The sequence below is a fragment of the Geodermatophilus sp. SYSU D00079 genome, from assembly GCF_054050635.1.
Genome location: NZ_JBJGZS010000019.1, coordinates 20,958 through 38,611, shown reverse-complemented (window position 1 = coordinate 38,611; position 17,654 = coordinate 20,958). Strand labels below are relative to the sequence as shown.

The 17,654-nt window shown below is 75.5% G+C and carries 20 protein-coding genes and 1 pseudogene; 10 read left to right on the top strand and 11 right to left on the bottom strand.

Annotated elements, in window-relative coordinates:
- Positions 1-8 precede the first annotated feature (8 nt).
- The 5 genes and pseudogenes from modB (at position 9) to ACI79E_RS15495 (ending at position 2,937) form a co-directional block, all read left to right on the top strand.
- The gene (modB, locus tag ACI79E_RS15515) at positions 9-785 is read left to right on the top strand and encodes a molybdate ABC transporter permease subunit (RefSeq protein WP_456933457.1); all 777 of its coding nucleotides are present in this window, start codon (positions 9-11) and stop codon (positions 783-785) included.
- Positions 786-793: 8 nt separating this feature from the next.
- Positions 794-1,261, top strand: a pseudogene (locus ACI79E_RS15510) (ATP-binding cassette domain-containing protein); the annotation flags it as partial.
- A 120-nt stretch (positions 1,262-1,381) separates the two neighbouring features.
- Positions 1,382-1,837 (top strand): TOBE domain-containing protein, encoded by a 456-nt coding sequence (locus ACI79E_RS15505; protein ID WP_456933504.1) that lies wholly within the window; start codon positions 1,382-1,384, stop codon positions 1,835-1,837.
- Between the two features lie 111 nt (positions 1,838-1,948).
- A complete protein-coding gene (locus ACI79E_RS15500) occupies positions 1,949-2,530 on the top strand; it encodes a nucleotidyltransferase family protein (protein ID WP_456933456.1) in 582 nt (193 codons plus the stop codon).
- Positions 2,527-2,937: a molybdenum cofactor biosynthesis protein MoaE gene (locus ACI79E_RS15495; protein WP_456933455.1), complete on the top strand. Its 411-nt coding sequence runs from the start codon at positions 2,527-2,529 to the stop codon at positions 2,935-2,937. The genes ACI79E_RS15500 and ACI79E_RS15495 overlap by 4 nt, the downstream gene beginning before the upstream one ends.
- A gap of 25 nt (positions 2,938-2,962) precedes the next feature.
- Here ACI79E_RS15495 and ACI79E_RS15490 read toward each other — a convergent pair whose 3' ends face one another.
- The 8 genes from ACI79E_RS15490 to ACI79E_RS15455 all read right to left on the bottom strand — a co-directional run bounded on the left by ACI79E_RS15490 (position 2,963) and on the right by ACI79E_RS15455 (position 9,539).
- The gene (locus ACI79E_RS15490) at positions 2,963-3,892 is read right to left on the bottom strand and encodes an SMP-30/gluconolactonase/LRE family protein (RefSeq protein WP_456933454.1); all 930 of its coding nucleotides are present in this window, start codon (positions 3,890-3,892) and stop codon (positions 2,963-2,965) included.
- A gap of 80 nt (positions 3,893-3,972) precedes the next feature.
- Positions 3,973-4,488, bottom strand: coding sequence for a GAF domain-containing protein (locus ACI79E_RS15485; RefSeq protein WP_456933453.1), 516 nt, complete (start codon positions 4,486-4,488; stop codon positions 3,973-3,975).
- 58 nt (positions 4,489-4,546) lie between these two features.
- Positions 4,547-4,756 (bottom strand): hypothetical protein, encoded by a 210-nt coding sequence (locus ACI79E_RS15480; protein WP_456933452.1) that lies wholly within the window; start codon positions 4,754-4,756, stop codon positions 4,547-4,549.
- Positions 4,757-4,808: 52 nt separating this feature from the next.
- On the bottom strand, positions 4,809-5,834 hold the full coding sequence (locus tag ACI79E_RS15475) for a hemolysin family protein (RefSeq protein WP_456933451.1): 1,026 nt from the start codon (positions 5,832-5,834) through the stop codon (positions 4,809-4,811).
- The gene (locus ACI79E_RS15470; protein ID WP_456933450.1) at positions 5,827-7,200 is read right to left on the bottom strand and encodes a hemolysin family protein; all 1,374 of its coding nucleotides are present in this window, start codon (positions 7,198-7,200) and stop codon (positions 5,827-5,829) included. Before ACI79E_RS15470 ends, ACI79E_RS15475 begins: the two co-directional genes overlap by 8 nt.
- Positions 7,201-7,260: 60 nt before the next feature.
- Positions 7,261-7,512 carry a MoaD/ThiS family protein gene (locus ACI79E_RS15465; protein ID WP_456933449.1) on the bottom strand — a complete coding sequence of 84 codons (252 nt, stop codon included), beginning with the start codon at positions 7,510-7,512 and terminating at the stop codon, positions 7,261-7,263.
- A 3-nt stretch (positions 7,513-7,515) separates the two neighbouring features.
- Complete coding sequence (gene moaA / locus ACI79E_RS15460; RefSeq protein ID WP_456933448.1) at positions 7,516-8,568, bottom strand: GTP 3',8-cyclase MoaA; 1,053 nt, start codon at positions 8,566-8,568, stop codon at positions 7,516-7,518.
- A 98-nt stretch (positions 8,569-8,666) separates the two neighbouring features.
- On the bottom strand, positions 8,667-9,539 hold the full coding sequence (locus tag ACI79E_RS15455) for a hypothetical protein (protein ID WP_456933447.1): 873 nt from the start codon (positions 9,537-9,539) through the stop codon (positions 8,667-8,669).
- Between the two features lie 206 nt (positions 9,540-9,745).
- On the opposite strand from ACI79E_RS15455, the gene ACI79E_RS15450 reads away from it, so the two are divergent.
- Complete coding sequence (locus ACI79E_RS15450) at positions 9,746-10,999, top strand: MFS transporter (RefSeq protein WP_456933446.1); 1,254 nt, start codon at positions 9,746-9,748, stop codon at positions 10,997-10,999.
- A 68-nt stretch (positions 11,000-11,067) separates the two neighbouring features.
- The gene (locus ACI79E_RS15445) at positions 11,068-11,907 is read left to right on the top strand and encodes an aldo/keto reductase (protein WP_456933445.1); all 840 of its coding nucleotides are present in this window, start codon (positions 11,068-11,070) and stop codon (positions 11,905-11,907) included.
- Positions 11,908-11,955: 48 nt separating this feature from the next.
- Here the strand turns inward: ACI79E_RS15445 and ACI79E_RS15440 are convergent, their stop codons facing one another.
- The 3 genes from ACI79E_RS15440 to ACI79E_RS15430 form a co-directional block, all read right to left on the bottom strand.
- Positions 11,956-12,327 (bottom strand): GntR family transcriptional regulator, encoded by a 372-nt coding sequence (locus ACI79E_RS15440; protein WP_456933444.1) that lies wholly within the window; start codon positions 12,325-12,327, stop codon positions 11,956-11,958.
- Between the two features lie 5 nt (positions 12,328-12,332).
- Positions 12,333-13,202, bottom strand: a complete 870-nt coding sequence (locus ACI79E_RS15435) for a hypothetical protein (protein WP_456933443.1) — start codon at positions 13,200-13,202, stop codon at positions 12,333-12,335.
- Between the two features lie 97 nt (positions 13,203-13,299).
- Positions 13,300-14,109 (bottom strand): DUF3097 domain-containing protein, encoded by an 810-nt coding sequence (locus ACI79E_RS15430; protein ID WP_456933442.1) that lies wholly within the window; start codon positions 14,107-14,109, stop codon positions 13,300-13,302.
- 319 nt (positions 14,110-14,428) lie between these two features.
- Between ACI79E_RS15430 and ACI79E_RS15425 the strand changes: the two genes are divergently transcribed.
- The 3 genes from ACI79E_RS15425 (at position 14,429) to ACI79E_RS15415 (ending at position 17,615) form a co-directional block, all read left to right on the top strand.
- Entirely contained in the window at positions 14,429-15,367 is a 939-nt protein-coding gene (locus ACI79E_RS15425; RefSeq protein ID WP_456933441.1) for a DUF2382 domain-containing protein, read from the top strand.
- A gap of 213 nt (positions 15,368-15,580) precedes the next feature.
- Positions 15,581-16,498 (top strand): AAA family ATPase, encoded by a 918-nt coding sequence (locus ACI79E_RS15420; protein ID WP_456933440.1) that lies wholly within the window; start codon positions 15,581-15,583, stop codon positions 16,496-16,498.
- Positions 16,488-17,615 carry a vWA domain-containing protein gene (locus ACI79E_RS15415; RefSeq protein WP_456933439.1) on the top strand — a complete coding sequence of 376 codons (1,128 nt, stop codon included), beginning with the start codon at positions 16,488-16,490 and terminating at the stop codon, positions 17,613-17,615. Before ACI79E_RS15420 ends, ACI79E_RS15415 begins: the two co-directional genes overlap by 11 nt.
- The last annotated feature ends 39 nt before the right edge of the window (positions 17,616-17,654 follow it).

The following is a 17,654-nucleotide window of genomic DNA, read 5'->3' as shown; positions in this document are numbered from 1 at the left end:
CCGGGAGCGTGCCGGCGCCACTGCTGGTACCGGCGCTGCTGGCGGTCGCCTTCCTCGTCCTGCCGCTGGCCGGCCTGGTCGTCCGGACGCCCTGGGGGGACCTCCCCGGCCAGCTTGCCCAGCCCGCCGTCGGGGAGGCACTGCGGCTGAGCCTGGTCTCGGCGACGCTGGCCACCGCCGTCTCGCTGCTGCTCGGCGTGCCGCTGGCCTGGGTGCTCGCCCGCTCGCGCATCCGCGGGCGGTCGGTGCTCCGGGCCCTGGTCACCGTGCCGCTGGTGCTGCCGCCGGTGGTCGGCGGCGTGGCACTGTTCCTCGTCCTGGGCCGGCAGGGCATCGTCGGCCGCTGGCTGGACCAGGCCTTCGACGTCACGATCCCGTTCACCACCACGGCGGTCGTGATCGCCGAGACGTTCGTGGCGATGCCGTTCCTCGTCATCAGCGTCGAGGGGGCGCTGCGCGCCGCCGACGCCCGCTTCGAGGACGCCGCGGCCACCCTCGGCGCCGACCGGTGGACGACGTTCCGGCGGGTCACCCTCCCGCTGGTCGCCCCGGGGATCGCCGCGGGCGCCGTGCTGTGCTGGGCCCGCGCGCTGGGCGAGTTCGGCGCCACGATCACCTTCGCCGGCAACTTCCCGGGGACGACGCAGACGATGCCGCTGGCCGTCTACCTGGCGCTGCAGCGGGACCCGGACGCGGCGATCGTCCTCTCGCTGGTCCTGCTGGTCGTCTCGCTGGCCACGTTGCTCCTGCTCCGTGACCGCTGGCTGTCCCGGGCCGTGTCATGAGCCTGGCGGCCGCCCTCACCGTGGCCCGGGGCGCGCTCACCGTCGACCTCGACCTCGACGTCGCCGACGGGGAGGTGCTCGCCGTCCTCGGGCCCAACGGGGCGGGCAAGTCCACCCTGCTGCGGGTGCTCGCCGGCCTCCTGCCGCCGGACTCCGGCCGCGTCGTCGTCGACGGCGCGCGGGTCTGGGACGACGTCGCCGCCGGGGTGCACGTGCCCGCCCACGACCGCCGGCTGGGGATGGTCTTCCAGGACCACCTGCTGTTCCCGCACCTCTCCGCCGTCGACAACGTCGCGTTCGGCCTGCGCACCCGCGGCGTGCGGAAGGCCGCCGCCCGGGCCGCCGCCGGGGACTGGCTGGCGCGGGTGGGGCTCGAGGGCCTCGGCGACCGGCGGCCCGGGCAGCTCTCCGGCGGGCAGGCCCAGCGGGCGGCGCTGGCCCGGGCGCTGGTCGGTGACCCCGCCGTCCTGCTGCTCGACGAGCCGCTGTCGGCGCTGGACGCCCGCACCCGGCTCACCGTCCGCGCCGAGCTGCGCCGGCACCTGGGCGCGTTCGGCGGCAGCACCGTCCTGGTCACCCACGACCCCGTCGACGCCATGGCGCTGGCCGACCGGGTGGTCGTCGTCGAGGAGGGCCGCGTCGTGCAGGCCGGGACGCCGGCCGACGTGAGCCGGCACCCGCGCACCGACTACGTCGCCCGGCTGGTCGGGCTGGCGCTGCTGCCGGGCACCGGCGCCGGCACGTCGGTGCGGCTGGACGGCGGGGGCACGGTGGCGGTGGCCGAGGAGACCGCGGGGCCGGTGTTCGTCGCCGTCCGCCCCGAGTCGGTGGCGCTCTACCTGAGCGCGCCGCACGGCAGCCCCCGCAACGTCTGGCCGGCCCGCCTGGTCTCGGCGACCCCGCACGGGGCGACGGTGCGCTGCGAGCTCGACGGCGAGGTGCCGCTGGTCGCCGACGTCACCGCGACCGCCTTCGCCGAGCTCGGCCTCGCCCCCGGCGCGCCGGTGTGGGCCACGGTGAAGGCCTCCGAGGTCGCCGTCTACGCCCGCTGACGTGGCCATCGTGGCCACTTGTGCCGGTTCCCACGCGGCCATCGTGGCCACTTGTGCCGGTTCCCGGGCGGCCATCGTGGCCACGAAGGCCGTCCCTGGGACGCTGGTCCCGTGAGCGCAGTCGCGGGTCTGGTCCTCGCCGCGGGGGGCGGCCGTCGGTACGGGATGCCCAAGGCACTGGTCGAGTACGAGGGCAGCCTGCTGGTCGAGCGGGCGGTCCGGACGGCGCGGGCGGTGTGCGACCCGGTGCTCGTCGTCCTCGGCGCCCGGGCGGTCGACGTGTGGCGCACCGCGGACCTCGACGGGGCGACCGTGCTGGCCAACCGCGACTGGGAGACCGGCATGGCGTCGTCCCTGCGCACCGGGCTGGAGGGGCTGCGCGGCTGGCCGGGACGGGTCGACGCCGCGCTGGTCCTGCTCGTGGACATGCCCGGGATGACGCCGGTGGCCCTGGAGCGACTCGCCGGGCACGCCACACCGGACGCGCTGGCCGTGGCGACCTACGACGGGGTCCGCGGGCACCCGGTGCTCCTCGGGCGCGAGCACTGGGCCGGCGTCGCGGCGTCGGCGACCGGGGACGAGGGCGCCCGCCGCTACCTGGCCGCGCACCGGGTCAGCGAGGTCGACTGCACCGGACTGGCGGATCCGACCGACCTCGACGTGCCCCCCGGCGGGGTACCGTCGGCGCCGTGATCGCCCGGGTCGTGGACACGCCGCTGTCGGTCGCCGAGCACGAGGACGCCGTCGCGGACAAGGCGGCCGGCGCGGTCGTCTCCTTCGCCGGCGTGGTGCGTGACCACGACGGCGGCCGCTCGGTGACCGAGCTGGAGTACGTGGGTCACCCGACCGCGCAGGAGCTGCTCGCCGAGATCGCCGGGGAGTTCGCCGCCCGGCCCGAGGTGCACGCCGTGGCGGTGTCCCACCGCATCGGGATGCTGGGCATCGGCGACGTCGCCCTGGCCTGCGCGGTCAGCGCCTCCCACCGCGGTGAGGCCTTCACCGCCTGCGCGGAGCTCGTCGACGAGGTGAAGAAGCGGCTGCCCATCTGGAAGCGGCAGGTCTTCACCGACGGCGAGGAGGAGTGGGTCGCCTGTCCCTAGGCCCCCGCCGGGCAGGGGCGTCCCCTCAGTCGTCGACCAGGACGACCTCGTACTGGTCGGCCCGCGGCGGGATGCCGGTGTCGAACTTGGCGTTGACCACGGCCAGCTCGCCCTCGTACCGGATCGCCGTGGACGGGCTCTGGAAGCGCTCGTCGGTGATCTCCTCCCGGACGGTCCCCGAGGTCAGGTCCTGGCTCAGCCGGACCTCGACCACCCGGTTCTCCGGGTTCTGGACCACCCAGAGACGGCGGCCGTCGAGCACGAGGCCGTCGGCGTCGGGCACGCTGACCCCGGCCACCACCGCGCTGGCGCCGGAGCCCGGGTCGACGGTGTACAACCCACCCGTGCCCGAGTGGGCGACCACCAGCGTCCCGCCGGAGCGCGTGGCGACGATCCCGTTGAGGTTGAACTGCCCGCTGGTGTCGGCCGCCGGGCCGCTGAGGGCCAGGGTGCGGGCCTCCCCGGGCTCGCCGTCCTCCAGCGGCACGAAGTAGAGCTGGGCCTGCAGGCTGTCGGTGAACCAGGCGCCGTCGCGGGTGACGGTGACGTCGTTGACGAAGGACGTCGTCGGGTCGTCGAGCTGGTAGGTGGCCACCGTCTCGCCGGACCGGGTGTCGTACACGTAGCCCTGGCCGGTGGCGCCCCCGGCGACGACGAGCAGCCGGTGCCGGGGATCGGTGTCCATGCCCACGGCCAGGCGCCCGTCGGGGGCGTCGATGAACAGCTCGGCCGTCCGCTCCCGCAGGTCCCCGCGGAAGACGTCGCCGCGGAAGAGGTCGCCGGCGTAGAAGGTCGCGCCCCGGCCCTGCGCGATGCCCTCGGCGGAACTGGCGCCGGGCAGGACGATGACGTCGTCCTCGGGCGCCGCGGTGGCCGGGCCGCCGGTGCCCAGGAGGAGGCCGAGGACGGCGCCGAGGAGCACCGTCGTGCGGGTGGGGGAGGGGGACCTGGGCATGCGTGCCTCCGGGTCGGAGCGCGCGGGGCGCGGGGGTCCCACGATGGCACCGCTGCCCCGCCGCCGGAAGAGGCGGCCGGTCAGTTGGCGGTCGGTGAGAAGTCCGGCCCCGGCGGCGGTTCGGGAGGGGTCAGCCCGGCGGCCATGAGGGTGCTGAGCATCCGTGCCACCAGCTCCACCAGCGGGAGGTCCCGGTTCGCGCTGCGCGGCCGGGCCCGGAAGCCCACCGCGCACACGGTGCCGAACAGCTCGCCGTCCGCGGTGACCAGGGGGACGCCGAGGTAGGCCGCCACCCGGTGCACCGGCCCCATCGAGCGGGCGGCGTACTCGGGGACGGCGGCGGTCACCGTGGCCGCCCGCGGGGCCTCACCGGAGACCATGAGGCGGCAGAAGCTCTCCTCCCACGGCAGGGACGCCCCGGGAGGCAGTGCCGTCGCCGGATGGGCGTGCAGGACGACCTGGCGGTCGTCGACCACCCGGGTCACCGTCCACACGTCCCAGCCGAGGTGCTCGTGCAGGAACTGCAGGGCACCGCCGGCGGCGGCTGCGAAGTCGCCCCAGGGCGCCACGTCGGCGATACCCGGTTCTGGAACCATGCCGTCCAGTGTCCCAGCGGGCCGCAGGTGCAGGCGTCGCCTGGTCGGCCGGCCCCGGTCAGTGTCGTGCGGGCACCCCGTCGTCGTCCTGCGGCGGACGGCGGCCGGCGTCGCCGCGGAGCTCGGCCTCCTCCTCCGCCTCGCCCTCCAGGCGCCGGGCCTCACCGGCCGCCTTCGCCGCGGCGTCGCCGTGCGACTCCCCGTAGACCTCCTCGGCGCGGCCGATGAGCTCCTCGGCCTTCGCCTTGGCCCTGCCCCAGATGCTCATGCCCCCATTGTCCGGCGGCGTGACCTGCGGCGCAGCAGTCCCGGGCGTGGCGTCACCGGTGCACCGAGTCGCGGATCTCGCCGACCAGCTCCTCCAGGATGTCCTCCAGCGCGACGACGCCCAACACCGTCCCGTCCTGCGTCACCGCGGCGAGCTGCGCGCCGTCGGCCTGCATGGTCTGCAGGGTCGTGCGCAGGTCGCCGGTGGCCGGCACGCGGGGGAGCGGGCGGGTGATGTCGGCGACCCGGACGTCGGGTTCCCCGTCGGCCACCAGGACGTCCTTGACGTGCACGTAGCCGGTGAGCTCGCCGTCGTGCAGCACGGGGAACCGGGAGAAGCCGGTCCGGGCGGCGGCGCGCTCGACGGCGGGCGCGCCGTCGCCCGGGCGCACGGTGGTGAGCTGGGCGCGGGGGATGAGCACCGACCGGGTGTCGCGGTCCTCCAGCGTCAGCGCACCGGTGAGCAGGTCGTGGCCCCGTTTGTCGAGCAGCCCGCCGGCGCGCGACTGGTCGAACAGACCGGCCACCTCGTCACGGGTGAAGGAGCTGGTGACCTCGTCCTTGGGCTCGACCCGCAGCAGCCGCAGGACGCCGTTGGCCAGGGCGTTGAGGACGACGATCACCGGCTTGAGCACGGTGACCACGGCCGACAGGGGCGGGGCCAGCGCGAGCGCGGCGCGGTCGGGACCGGCCAGCGCCAGGTTCTTGGGCACCATCTCGCCGATCACCACGTGCAGCGCGACCACGACGGTGAGCGCGATGACGAAGGAGATCGGGTGGACCAGCGCCTCGGGCACGCTGAGCGCCTCGAACACCGGCTCCAGCAGGTGCGCCACGGCCGGCTCGCCGATGGCACCCAGGCCCAGCGAGCAGACGGTGATGCCCAGCTGCGCGCCGGCCATCATGAGCGAGACCCGCTCCATCGCCGCCAGGGTGGTCCGTGCCCGCCGGGAACCGGCCTCGGCCAGCGGCTCGATCGAGGAGCGCCGCGCCGAGATGAGCGCGAACTCGGCCCCGACGAAGAAGGCGTTGGCCAGCAGCAGGACGACCGCCACCACCACGCCGGCCCAGTCAGGCATCCCCGGCCTCCTCGGTGGGGAGCGCGCCGACCAGCGCGCGGTCGACGCGCGTGCCGTCGAGGCTCTCCACCTCGACCCACACGCCGCCGGGGTGGCCCTCGGCCTGGGCGGCCAGCTCGGGAGGCAGCTGCCGGACGGCGGTCACCCGGTCGCCCGGCTCGGGGATGCGCCCCAGCTGGTGCAGCACGAGCCCGCCGATCGTCTCGTAGTGCCGGTCCGCCGGGACGGCGAGGCCGGTGAGGGCGCTGACCTCGTCGGGGCGCAGCAGCCCGGACACCGACCAGGTGCCGTCGCCGCGGTCGACGACGTCCTGCTCGCCCTCCTCGTCGTGCTCGTCGGACACCGCACCGACCAGCTCCTCGACGAGGTCCTCGACGGTGACCACACCGTCGGTGCCGCCGTACTCGTCGACGACGACGGCCATCTGCAGCCCGCCGCGGCGCAGGTCGACCAGCAGGTCGTCGAGCTGCCGGGAGGTCGGGACGAACCGCGGCGGCACCATGACCCGCTGCACCGGGACGGCGCCGCGCTGGTCGCGTGGCACCGCGAGCGCGTGTTTCACGTGGACCATCCCGACGACGTCGTCGGCGCCGGCCCCGGAGACCACGGGGAACCGCGAGTGCCCGGACTCCCGGGCGGTGCTGAGGACGGCGGCGACCGGGGCGTCGACCTCGACGGTGGTCATCCGGATCCGCGGGGTGGCCACGTCGCTGGCCCGCAGCTCACCGAAGGCCAGCCCGCGTTCGAGCAGTGTCGCCGTCCCGGCCGGCAGCGTGCCGACGGTGCGCGAGCGACGGACCAGCGAGGTCAGCTCCTCCGGGGAGCGGGCCGCGGCCAGCTCCTCCTGCGGCTCGACGCCGAACAGCCGGCGCAGGATGCCGTTGGCCCAACCGTTGAGCAGCCGGATGAGCAGCGCGGTGGCCCGGGTGAAGCCGCGCTGGAAGCCCGAGACCCGCCTGGCCACGCCCAGCGGCGCGGCGATGGCGAGGTTCTTGGGCACCAGCTCGCCGAAGACCATCGTCAGCGCGGTGGCGAGCACCAGGGCGAGCGTGATGGAGACCGAGCGCGCCGCGCCGCCGGAGAGCCCGACGGAGGCCAGGGGGCCCTGCAGCAGCGCCGCGATCGACGGCTCGGCGACGAAGCCGATGGCCAGGTTGGTGACCGTGATGCCGAGCTGCGCGCCCGAGAGCTGGGTCGACAGCGTCTGCATCGCGGTCAGGACGCCGCCGGCACCGGGCCGGCCGGCCGCGGCCTCGCGCTCGACCGTCGCGCGGTCGACGGTGACCAGGGCGAACTCGAAGGCGACGAACCCGGCGCAGGCGAGGACGAGGAGCACGCCGACGCCGACGAGCAGCCACTCGGTCATCGGGGGGTGCGTGGGTCAGGGGACGGGGGATGGTGAGGCAGCGCCGTCACTGCGGGGGGATCAACCTCCGGCGAACGGGGGCAGCACGTCGATGACCGCCCCGGGTTCCAGGACCAACGCGCGGTCCCGGGTCTGCGTTCCGTCGACCAGGAAACTGCAGGCGGTGAGCACCCGCTCCAGCCGCTCGCCGTGCGCGGCGACGATCTGCCCGACCAGCTCCTCGAGGGTGCCGGCGCTGCGGGTCTCGGTGTCCACGCCGGCGGCCGCGCGGGCCCCGGCGAAGTAGCGGACGGTGACGGTGGCGGTGCTCATGGCTCAGCCGCCGATCGCCGACATCGGACGCGAGGGCTGCAGGAAGCTGGGGTCGTCGATGCCGTGCCCGGGGAGCTTCCCCAGCGTGGCGATCCGCCAGCGGTCGGCCAGCTCCTCGTCGGTCGCGCCGGCCCGCATCGGGGTGCGCAGGTCGGACTCCTCCCGGGCGAACAGGCAGTTGCGCACCTGTCCGTCGGCGGTGAGGCGGGTCCGGTCGCAGGTGCCGCAGAACGAGCGGGTCACCGAGGCGATGACGCCGACGGTCGCGGGGCCGCCGTCGACCAGCCACCGCTCGGCGGGCGCCGAGCCGCGCTCCTCGGTGTCCGGCGTGAGGGTGTGCGCCGCCGACAGCCGCTCCAGGATGTCCTCGGCGGTGACCATGCGGCCGCGGGTCCAGGCGTGGTGGGCGTCCAGCGGCATCTGCTCGATGAAGCGCAGCTGGTAGCCGTGCTCCAGGCAGAAGTCCAGCAGGGGGACGGCGTCCACGTCGTTCATCCCGTGCAGCAGCACGGCGTTGACCTTGACGGGGGTGAGGCCGGCGGCCTGCGCGGCGGCGAGGCCGGCGAGCACGTCGTCGAGCCGGTCGCGCATGGTGAGCTGCTTGAAGCGGTCGCGGTCGAGGGTGTCGAGGCTGACGTTGATCCGGTCCAGCCCGGCCTCGGCCAGCGCCGGCGCCACCCGGGACAGACCGATCGCGTTCGTCGTGAGGCTGACCTCCGGGCGCGGCCGCAGCGCGGTCGCGGCGGCGACGATGCCGACCAGGCCGGGGCGCAGCAGGGGCTCGCCGCCGGTGAAGCGCACCTCGCGGATGCCGAGCTGCTCCACGCCGATGCGGACCAGCCGGGCGACCTCGTCGTCGGTCAGCACCTCGACCTTGGGCAGCCAGTCCAGCCCCTCGGGCGGCATGCAGTACGTGCAGCGCAGGTTGCAGCGGTCGGTCAGGGACACCCGCAGGTCGGTGGCCACCCGGCCGTGCCGGTCGACCAACCCGCCGGTGCCGGGCACCGGGTCGGGACGGCGCAGCACCGGGTCGGGCAGCGGGCTCGTCGAGGTCACGCCCCGAATGTAGTGGTGGAGGGCGACCCCGCGCCGCCGTCCGGACGCGCGACGGGGGCGACCGGTGCTCCGGTCGCCCCCGTCGGGGTGGGTGCGGGTCAGCCGATCGGGGTCGGTGCCACCGGCTCCGGCGGCACCGGCACCGAGCCCTGGATGCGGTTGCGGGCCTGGCAGTCGCTGGTGCAGTCGGTCGCGCCCGCCGACAGCTCGATCGCGTCCTCACCGAGCACGCCGCCCATCCGGCCGCCGGAGGCCACCGACCAGCGGGTCGTCGTCCCGTCCTGGGAGAGCTTCGTGGCCACCTGGGGGCTGTCCTTGCCGAGCAGCATCTGGTGCGTCGCGTCGCCGCTGACGCCGTCGCCGAAGTTCACCTTCCCGGTGAACTCGTTGACGAAGTAGAACAGCGAGGGCCCGAGGGTGTGCACGTACTCGACGGGCCCGCCGAACTCCTGCTCCATCTGGAAGATGCCGCCCTGCGGAGCGTCCTTCGCCTGCACCTTGAACTTCCCGCCGGCGGTGGCGAACTCGGCGACCAGCACGCCGTCGCGCAGCCGCAGCTCGCTGATGCGGACGCCGCGCAGCTGGGCGGCGGACAGCTGCGGCACCTTCGAGGCGAACACGACGGTCGGGGCGGTCACCATGCGCTGCGGGTCCGGGGCGCCGGTGAGGGTGTAGCGGTAGACGCCCAGCGTGGCCGGGTCGATGGTGAAGGTGACGTGGCGGCCCTGGACGGCGATCGGCCCGGTGGGCGTCACGTCGCGCAGTCGCGCCTCCCGGCCGGCGGCGGGGTCGGTGGTGCGGCCGTTGACGGTGACCGCGAAGTCCCCCGCAGCGGCGGTCGCCCCACCGCCGCCGTCCTCTGCGGACGCCGCGTCGTCACCGCCCTTGGCCGCGGCGGTGCCGGGGGCGACCGAGACGGCGAGGGCGAGGAGCAGGGCGCACAGCAGGCGCGGGCGCGAGGTCGCGGACACGGGACTCCTTCGGGCGGTGGTGCGCCCGCGTGTGCGGTCGCTCACACAGAGTGCATGAACGTTCATGCAGTGCCGAGGTGACACGCAGGGCCCGCCCTCGGAAACCGGCGGCGCGGCGTCGGGGGTCGTTGCTACCGTCAACGGGCCACCCGAGAGACCGGCGGGCAGCCCCGCACTCGCTCGTGGCCAGGAAGCGCGAGAGTCCCGTGTCACCCCGCACCGTCTTCGGTCCGTACGCCCGCCTGTTCACCGTGCCCGGCTCGGTGGCCTTCTCCCTCGCCGGCTGGGTCGGCCGGCTCCCGGCGCCCATGCTCGGCCTCGGCGCCGTGCTGCTCGTGGAGGGGGAGACCGGCAGCTACGGCGTGGCCGGCGCCGTCTCCGGCACGCTGGCGCTCAGCTACGGCCTGGCCGGCCCCCAGTGGGCCCGCGCCATGGACCGCCGCGGCCAGGGCGTGGTGCTCCGCGTGGCCATGGCCGCCTTCCTGCTCGCCGGGATCGCGTTCGTCGCCTCCGTCGTCGCCGGCGGCCCGCGGTGGAGCTGGTTCCTGCTCGCCGCTCTCGCCGGGGCCAGCGGTCCGAACGTCGGCTCGCTGGTGCGTGCCCGGTGGTCGGCGGTGCTCGACCCGGTGTCCCGGCAGACGGCCTACGCGTTCGAGGCGGTGGCCGACGAGGTCGTCTTCGTGCTCGGGCCGCCGCTGGTCACGCTGCTGGCGACGCTGATCGCCCCGCCGGTCGGCTTCCTCACCGGGGTCGGGTTCGGCGTCGTCGGCGGGCTGTGGCTGGCCGCCCAGCGGGCCACCGAACCCCCGGTCCACCCGGTCGACACGGCCGCGCCGGTCCGGCGGCGGTCGGTGCTCACGCCCACGCTGCTGGTCGTCGTCGTCACGTACCTGGCCGTGGGCACGGTGTTCGGCGCCATCGACGTCGTCGTCGTCGGGTTCGCCGAGGCCGAGGGGGCACCGGCCCTCTCCGGCGCGGCGCTGGCCGTCTTCGCCGGCGGCAGCCTCGTCGCCGGCCTGGTGTACGGCCTGGCGCGGCTGCCCGGCACGCTCGCCGCCCGCTTCGTCGGGACGGCGGTCGCCTTCGGGCTGGCCGCGCAGGTGCTGTGGGGCGTGGGCTCGCTGCCGGTGCTCATCGGCTGCGGCTTCCTGGCCGGGCTGACCATCGCGCCCGTGCTGGTCTCGGGGACGTCGCTGGTGGAGTCGCGGGTGGCGCCCGGCGTCCTCACCGAGTCGCTGGCCTGGACGATCACCGGGCTGACGCTGGGCGTGACCGCGGGGTCGGCGCTGGCGGGTGCGGCCGTGGACGCCTGGGGCGCGGAGTCGGCGTTCGCCGTCCCCGCCCTCGCCGCCGCGCTGGCCGGGCTGCTCGCGCTCTGCGGGGCGCCGTTCCTGCGCCGGGTCGAGGCCGGGCTGCCACATGGTGGAAGCCGCCGGGTTGAGCGCGAGGCCGCCGGGTAGCCCTCGTCCCGGCAGGCTGCGCGCCGTCCGGTCGCGCGCGGCGCCCCCATCCGTCGAGAGGAGCACCCGTGGCAACCGTGCCCACGATCCGGCTCAACAACGGTGTCGAGATCCCCCAGCTGGGGTTCGGCGTCTACCAGGTCCCGCCCGAGGACACCGCCGAGGCCGTCGCCACCGCACTCGAGGTCGGCTACCGGCACATCGACACCGCCGAGATGTACCGCAACGAGAAGGGCGTCGGGGAGGGCATCAAGCGCGCCGGCGTCGAGCGGGACGACGTCTTCATCACCAGCAAGCTGAGCAACGCCTCCCACCGCCGCGACGACGCGCTGCGGGCCTTCGACCGGACCCTGGCCGAGCTGGACACCGACCACCTCGACCTGTTCCTCGTCCACTGGCCGCTGCCCGGCATCGACGTCGACTACGTGGAGACGTGGAAGGCGATGGAGGAGATCTACGCCGGCGGGCAGTGCCGCGCGATCGGCGTCTCCAACTTCACCGCCACCCACCTGCGCCGGCTGTTCGCCGAGACCGGGGTCCGCCCGGCGGTGAACCAGATCGAGGTGCACCCCTACCTCGCCCAGGACGAGCTGCGCGCGTTCGACGCCGACCACGAGATCGTGACCGAGGCGTGGTCGCCGATCGCGCAGGGGAAGGTGCTCGGCGACCCGGCGATCACCACGATCGCCGAGCAGCTGGGCCGCACGCCGGCCCAGGTCGTGCTGCGCTGGCACATCCAGCGCGGGGACGTCGTCTTCCCGAAGTCGGTGACCCGCTCGCGGGTCGAGGAGAACTTCGCGCTGTTCGACTTCGAGCTCGACGAGTCCGCGATGGCCGCCATCACCGGCCTCGACCGCGGCGAGCGCACCGGCCCGGACCCGGACACCTTCAACTACATCCCCGGCTGAGGGTCGCGGAGTCGTCCGGGAGCGGTCCCCGTGCCCGGGCGACCCCGCTCAGCCGGCGCGGAGCAGGGCCGCCCGCACGATGGCCAGCACCGTCTCGCCGTCCACGCCCGCCGCCCGGGCGCGGGCGGCGAGGTCGGCTGCGGCGCGCCGCAGCTCCACCTCCGCGGGCGCCGGCGAGCGGCCCGTGACGACCGTGCCCGTGCGGCGCCGGCTGGCCACCAGCCCGGCGGCCTCCAGCTCGGCGTAGGCCCGCCCCACCGTGCCCACCGCCACCCCCAGGTCGGCGGCGAGGGCGCGCATGGTGGGCAGCCGGGCGCCCTCGGCGAGCAGCCCCGCGTCGACGTAGGCGGCGATCTGGCGGCGGATCTGCTCGTACGGCGGCGTCGCGGCCGTGACGTCGACCGTGATGTCCAGGGCCACGGCGGTCAGGCGGCCACCGGCCGGTCCGACGGGACGCCGGGCGCCCGGACGCAGGCGACCACCGCCCCGGCCAGCAGGGCGGCGAACCCGCAGCCGCCCAGCCCGGTCCCCAGGACGCCGAGCACCTGCTGCCCGGTCGCGGTGGACGCGCTCCACACCGCGTTGCCGGCCGCGGCCAGCAGCCCGCCGGCGACCACCAGCGTCGTCGCGGTGGCCACGCGCAGCACCCGGTGCGCCGAGGCCGACCGCAGGGCGGCCTCGGCCCGGGCGTCCTCGGTCGCCACCGCCGGGCGGTTGGCCACGACCCACAGCGTCGCGGCGGTCAGGGCGGCCAGCGCCACCAGGCCGAGTGCGGCCGGCCGCCCGTAGACCAGCCCCGGGAAGGGGCCCGCCGTGGCCTCCACCGGTGGGGCGTCGACCCGGAGGCTGCGGCCGTCGGGTGCCGCGGTCAGGGCGCCGACGACGACGGTCAGCACCGCCGCGCCCGCCGCGGCACCGGCCAGGCGGACCAGCCACCGGGGCGCCGCGTCGAGCAGGCCGCGGCGCTCCAACCGGGCCCGGCGCACGGAGCCGGCCGGCCGGGGCCAGGTGAGCTCCGTGAGGCCGAGCACGGCGGTGTGGACGACCCCGCACACAACCGGGACCAGCAGTGCGGTGACGCCCAGGCTGCCGGGCGAGGGGTCCCCGAGACGGGTGGTGCCCACCCACAGCGCGGCGGCCAGCCCGGCCACCAGGGCGGCAGCGGAGCCGAGCCGCGCGTGTCGCCGGGCGGCCGCCACCGCCAGTTCGTGGCTGGGCGGGGTGCGGCGGAGCAGCCCGGTCACGGCGGCGGTCGCCGCTCCGGCGAGGAGCGGCAGCAGGACGAGCAGGCTCACGCGTTCCCCCATTGACTCAAGTGCTTGAGACAATGGCGGTCGCCGGCCCCGCGGTCAACGGGATCGGGCGCGGGTCCCGGTCGGTGGTGACGGGGTCTCAGTCGGTGGTGACGAAGTCGATGAGCTCCTCGACCCGCCCGATCAGCGCCGGCTCCAGGTCGGTCCAGGTGCGCACCCGCGCCAGGATGCGCTGGGCCCACACGTACCCGGTGTCGTCCTCCCAGCCCAGCCGCCGGCAGACGCCCTCCTTCCACGGCTCGCCCTTGGGCACGGTGGGCCAGGCGCGGATGCCGACCACCTGGGGCTTGACCGCCTGCCAGATGTCGATGAACGGGTGACCGACGACCAGGGCGTGCGCACCGGTGACCCGGTCGGCGATCCGGGACTCCTTGGAGCCGGTGACCAGGTGGTCGACGAGCACGCCCAGGCGCCGTCCGGAGGAGGGGCGGAAGTCGCGCACGATGGCGGGGAGGTCGTCGACGCCGTGCAACGGCTCGACGACCACGCCCTCGATCCGCAGGTCGTGGCCCCACACCTTCTCCACCAGCTCGGCGTCGTGCTTGCCCTCGACGTAGATGCGGCCCTCGCGGGCGACCCGGGCGCGCGCGCCGACCACGTAGGTCGAGCCCGAGGCGCTGCGCTGCGGGCCCGAGGGGGCGTGCTGCTTCGGCCGGACGAGCACGACGGGGCGGCCGTCCACCCAGAAGCCCGGCCCCAGGGGGTAGGCGCGGACCTTCCCGAACCGGTCCTCGAGGTGGACGACGTCCTTCTCGCAGCGCACGACGGCGCCGACGAACCCGCTGCTCGGGTCCTCGACGACGACGTCCCTGAGCGCCTCCACCTGCGGCGGCGGCTTCTTCACGGTGCGCGGGTGGACCAGGTCGTCGTACGGCGAGCGGGGAGGCACGCCGTCCAGGATGGGCAGGAGCGCCCCCGGCGACGGCGGCGACGCGCCGGGGCGCCGGGGAAGGTGACACGCCCGGCGGTGCGGTGGTCGCGGAGAGTCGCGACGTGCCCCGGCGCGTCCGGCCGATCGGTTGCGCGCCACTCTCTGGCGCCTGACCTGCACGGATCCTGCGCCGCGCGGGTCGGCGGCCGGCGCCGCCGGGTGGACGCGTGCGGTCTCCGGGCGTGTCGCCCGGGTGGTCCTGTTTCGTCCGCCGGGTCGGGGTCACCCATCCAGGTGACCGTGACAGCCCGTGCTCAGATGGGAGCGACGAACGACGATGATCGGTACCGAGACCATCAGCCGCGTGATCGGCAAGGACGTCTACGACCAGTCCGGCGAGAAGATCGGGTCGGCCTCGGAGGTCTACCTCGACGACGAGACCGGCCAGCCGGAGTGGGTCACCGTGCGCACCGGCCTGTTCGGCACCAAGGAGTCCTTCGTCCCGATCCGGGACGCCGACCTGACCGACGACGGGCTCCGGGTACCGGTGAGCAAGAGCGCCGTGAAGGACGCCCCGAAGATCGACACCGACGGGCACCTCTCGCCGCAGGAGGAGCAGGAGCTCTACCGGTACTACAACCTCGAGACGGGCACCGGGACGGCCGGGACGGGCCGCACCGACACCACCGTGGGCCGGGTGGACCGGCCGGAGACGACGACCGGCACGATGACCGGCACCGAGTCGACGACCGGCATGGCCACCACCGGCATGACCGACCGGGACACGACCGGGCGGCACGCGACCACCGGCACGACCGACCGCGACCTGACCGGCACCGCCGGCGTGGACACCCGCGGCGCCGTGGGCCACGACACCTCCGGCCCCACGACGGACAACGCGATGACGCGCTCCGAGGAGCAGCTGAACGTGGGCACCCGCACCGAGGAGGTCGGCCGGGCCCGGCTGCGCAAGTACGTCGTGACCGAGAACCAGACCGAGACCGTGCCGGTCTCGCGCGAGGAGGTCCGCGTCGAGCGCGAGCCGATCACCGACGCCAACATCGGCAACGCGATGGACGGCCCCGCGATCTCCGAGGAGGAGCACGAGGTCACGCTGCACGCCGAGCGCCCGGTCGTGGAGAAGGAGGCCGTCCCCGTCGAGCGCGTGCGCCTGGACACCGAGACGGTCACCGACACCGAGACCGTCTCCGCCGACGTCCGCAAGGAGCAGATCGACGTCGACGGCGACACGACGGGCCGCGACCGTCGCATCTGACGTCCCCGCCCGGCCGCAGGCCGGACCCAGCACGGCGGTGGCCGGCCGAGACGAGTTCTCCGGCCGGCCACCTGCCGTCCGGGGCCGCCCGGCTCCGCAGAGCAGGTGCTGCCGCGCAGGTGGGATGCTCGGTACGTGAGCGAGCTTGCGAGCGGACGCGGGGAACACAGCGGTGCCACGGACGCGGACGACGAGCGACGGCGAGGCGGACGCGTGGGTGAGGCCACGCTGGAGCCGGTGACCGACCCGCGCGGGACCCCCGCCGGCCCCGAGGCCCTGGCCGCCGCGCTGGAGGCCACCGGCTACCTGCCCGACGAGGGGCTGGCCACGGCCGCCTACCTGGCCCTGGCGATGCACCGGCCGCTGTTCCTCGAGGGCGAGGCCGGTGTCGGCAAGACCGCGCTCGCCCAGGCGCTGGCCCAGGTGACCGGCCGGCCGCTGTACCGGCTGCAGTGCTACGAGGGCCTGGAGGCCAGCCAGGCCCTCTACGACTGGGACTTCGGCCGCCAGCTGCTGCACCTGCGGGCCGCGGAGGCCGCGCACGCCACCGGCGACACCGAGACGCTGGAGGCCTCCCTCTACGACCGCCGGTTCCTGCTGGCCCGCCCGCTGCTGCAGGCCCTGGAGGACTCGCCGTCCGTGCTGCTGGTCGACGAGGTCGACCGCGCCGACGACGAGTTCGAGGCCTTCCTGCTCGAGGTGCTCTCGGACTTCACCATCTCCATCCCGGAGCTGGGCACGATCCGCGCGGTCACCCCGCCCCTGGTGATCCTCACGTCCAACCGCACCCGCGAGGTGCACGACGCCCTCAAGCGGCGCTGCCTCTACCACTGGCTGCAGCACCCGGACTTCGACCGCGAGGTCGCCATCCTCCGCCGCCGGCTGCCCGAGGTCACCGAGCAGCTGGCCCGCGAGGTGGCCCGGGCGACGGCGAAGCTGCGCACGCTGGACCTGCTCAAGCCGCCCGGTGTGGCCGAGGCCATGGACTGGGCCACCGCGCTGCAGACGCTGGGCGCCCGCGACCTCGACCCCGACATCGCCGCACGCACGCTGGGTGCCGTCCTCAAGTACCGGGAGGACGCCGACCGCGTGCACGCCCTGGCCCGGGGGGCGCTCTTCGGTGGCAGCTGAGGCCCGGACGTCGCGGCGCGACGTCGTCGACACGGTCCTGGGCTTCGCGCGCACCCTGCGGCACGCCGGGGTCACCGCCTCACCCGACCGCGTCGAGGCGATGCTGGGCGCCGTCGGCGCCCTCGACGTGCTCGACGCGACCGACGTGTACTGGGCCGGCCGGCTCACCCTGTGCGGCGGGCCGGACGACCTGGAGCGCTACGACGCCGCCTTCGCCGCCTACTTCGGCGGTGAGGCGCCGCGGCCGGCCCGCTCGGCGGCCCAGCCGGAGCGGCAGCTGGCCACGACCGCCCCGCTGGAGCAGGGCACCGGGCAGAGCGACGACGGCGAGCAGCCACCGGAGCTGGCCGGGACGGCGAGCGCGGACGAGGTGCTGCGCCACCGCGACGTGGCCGAGATGAGCGTCGCCGAGCGGGACCACCTGCGCCGGCTGTTCGCGCTGCTGGTCCCGGCGTCCCCCATGCGCCCGTCGCGCCGCCGCCGCCCCAGCGCGCACGGGACCGTGCACGCCTCCCGCACCGTGCGCCGCGCCCTGCACGACGGCGGGGAGGTGACCCGGCTGCTGCACCGCCGGGCCCGGCCCCGCCCGCGCCGCGTGGTGCTGCTCGTCGACGTCTCCGGCTCGATGAGCCCCTACGCCGACGCCCTGCTGCGGTTCGCGCACGCCGCCGTCCGCGCCCACCCGGCGGCGACGGAGGTCTTCACGATCGGCACCCGGCTGACCCGCGTGACCCGGGAGCTGCGGATGCGCGACCCGGACAAGGCGCTGGCCGCCAGCGGTGCGGCCATCCCCGACTGGTCGGGCGGCACCCGCCTCGGTGACGTGCTCAAGGCGTTCCTCGACCGGTGGGGGCAGCGCGGGACGGCGCGCGGTGCGGTCGTCGTCGTCTGCAGCGACGGCTGGGAGCGCGGCGGCACCGACGTGCTGGCCGAGCAGATGGCGCGCCTGCACCGGCTGGCCCACGCGGTCGTCTGGGTCAACCCGCACAAGGGCCGCGAGGGCTACGAGCCGCTCACCGCCGGGATGCAGGCGGCGCTGCCGTCGATCGACCACTTCGTCGCGGGGCACAGCATGGCCGCGTTCGAGAAGCTCGCGGGAGTGATCTCGCGTGCCTGACAGTGGACCCCGTTCCCCCCACCCTCCGCACGCTCGGGG

What these genes read in the sequence shown, in the direction of transcription:
- ACI79E_RS15505 (WP_456933504.1), top strand. Translation starts at nt 1,382, where the DNA reads ATGGCGCTGGCCGACCGGGTGGTCGTCGTCGAGGAGGGCCGCGTCGTG.
- ACI79E_RS15490 (WP_456933454.1), bottom strand. Translation starts at nt 3,892, where the DNA reads ATGCCCAGGTCCCCCTCCCCCACCCGCACGACGGTGCTCCTCGGCGCC.
- ACI79E_RS15485 (WP_456933453.1), bottom strand. Translation starts at nt 4,488, where the DNA reads ATGGTTCCAGAACCGGGTATCGCCGACGTGGCGCCCTGGGGCGACTTC.
- ACI79E_RS15480 (WP_456933452.1), bottom strand. Translation starts at nt 4,756, where the DNA reads ATGAGCATCTGGGGCAGGGCCAAGGCGAAGGCCGAGGAGCTCATCGGC.
- ACI79E_RS15475 (WP_456933451.1), bottom strand. Translation starts at nt 5,834, where the DNA reads ATGCCTGACTGGGCCGGCGTGGTGGTGGCGGTCGTCCTGCTGCTGGCC.
- ACI79E_RS15470 (WP_456933450.1), bottom strand. Translation starts at nt 7,200, where the DNA reads ATGACCGAGTGGCTGCTCGTCGGCGTCGGCGTGCTCCTCGTCCTCGCC.
- ACI79E_RS15465 (WP_456933449.1), bottom strand. Translation starts at nt 7,512, where the DNA reads ATGAGCACCGCCACCGTCACCGTCCGCTACTTCGCCGGGGCCCGCGCG.
- ACI79E_RS15425 (WP_456933441.1), top strand. Translation starts at nt 14,429, where the DNA reads ATGATCGGTACCGAGACCATCAGCCGCGTGATCGGCAAGGACGTCTAC.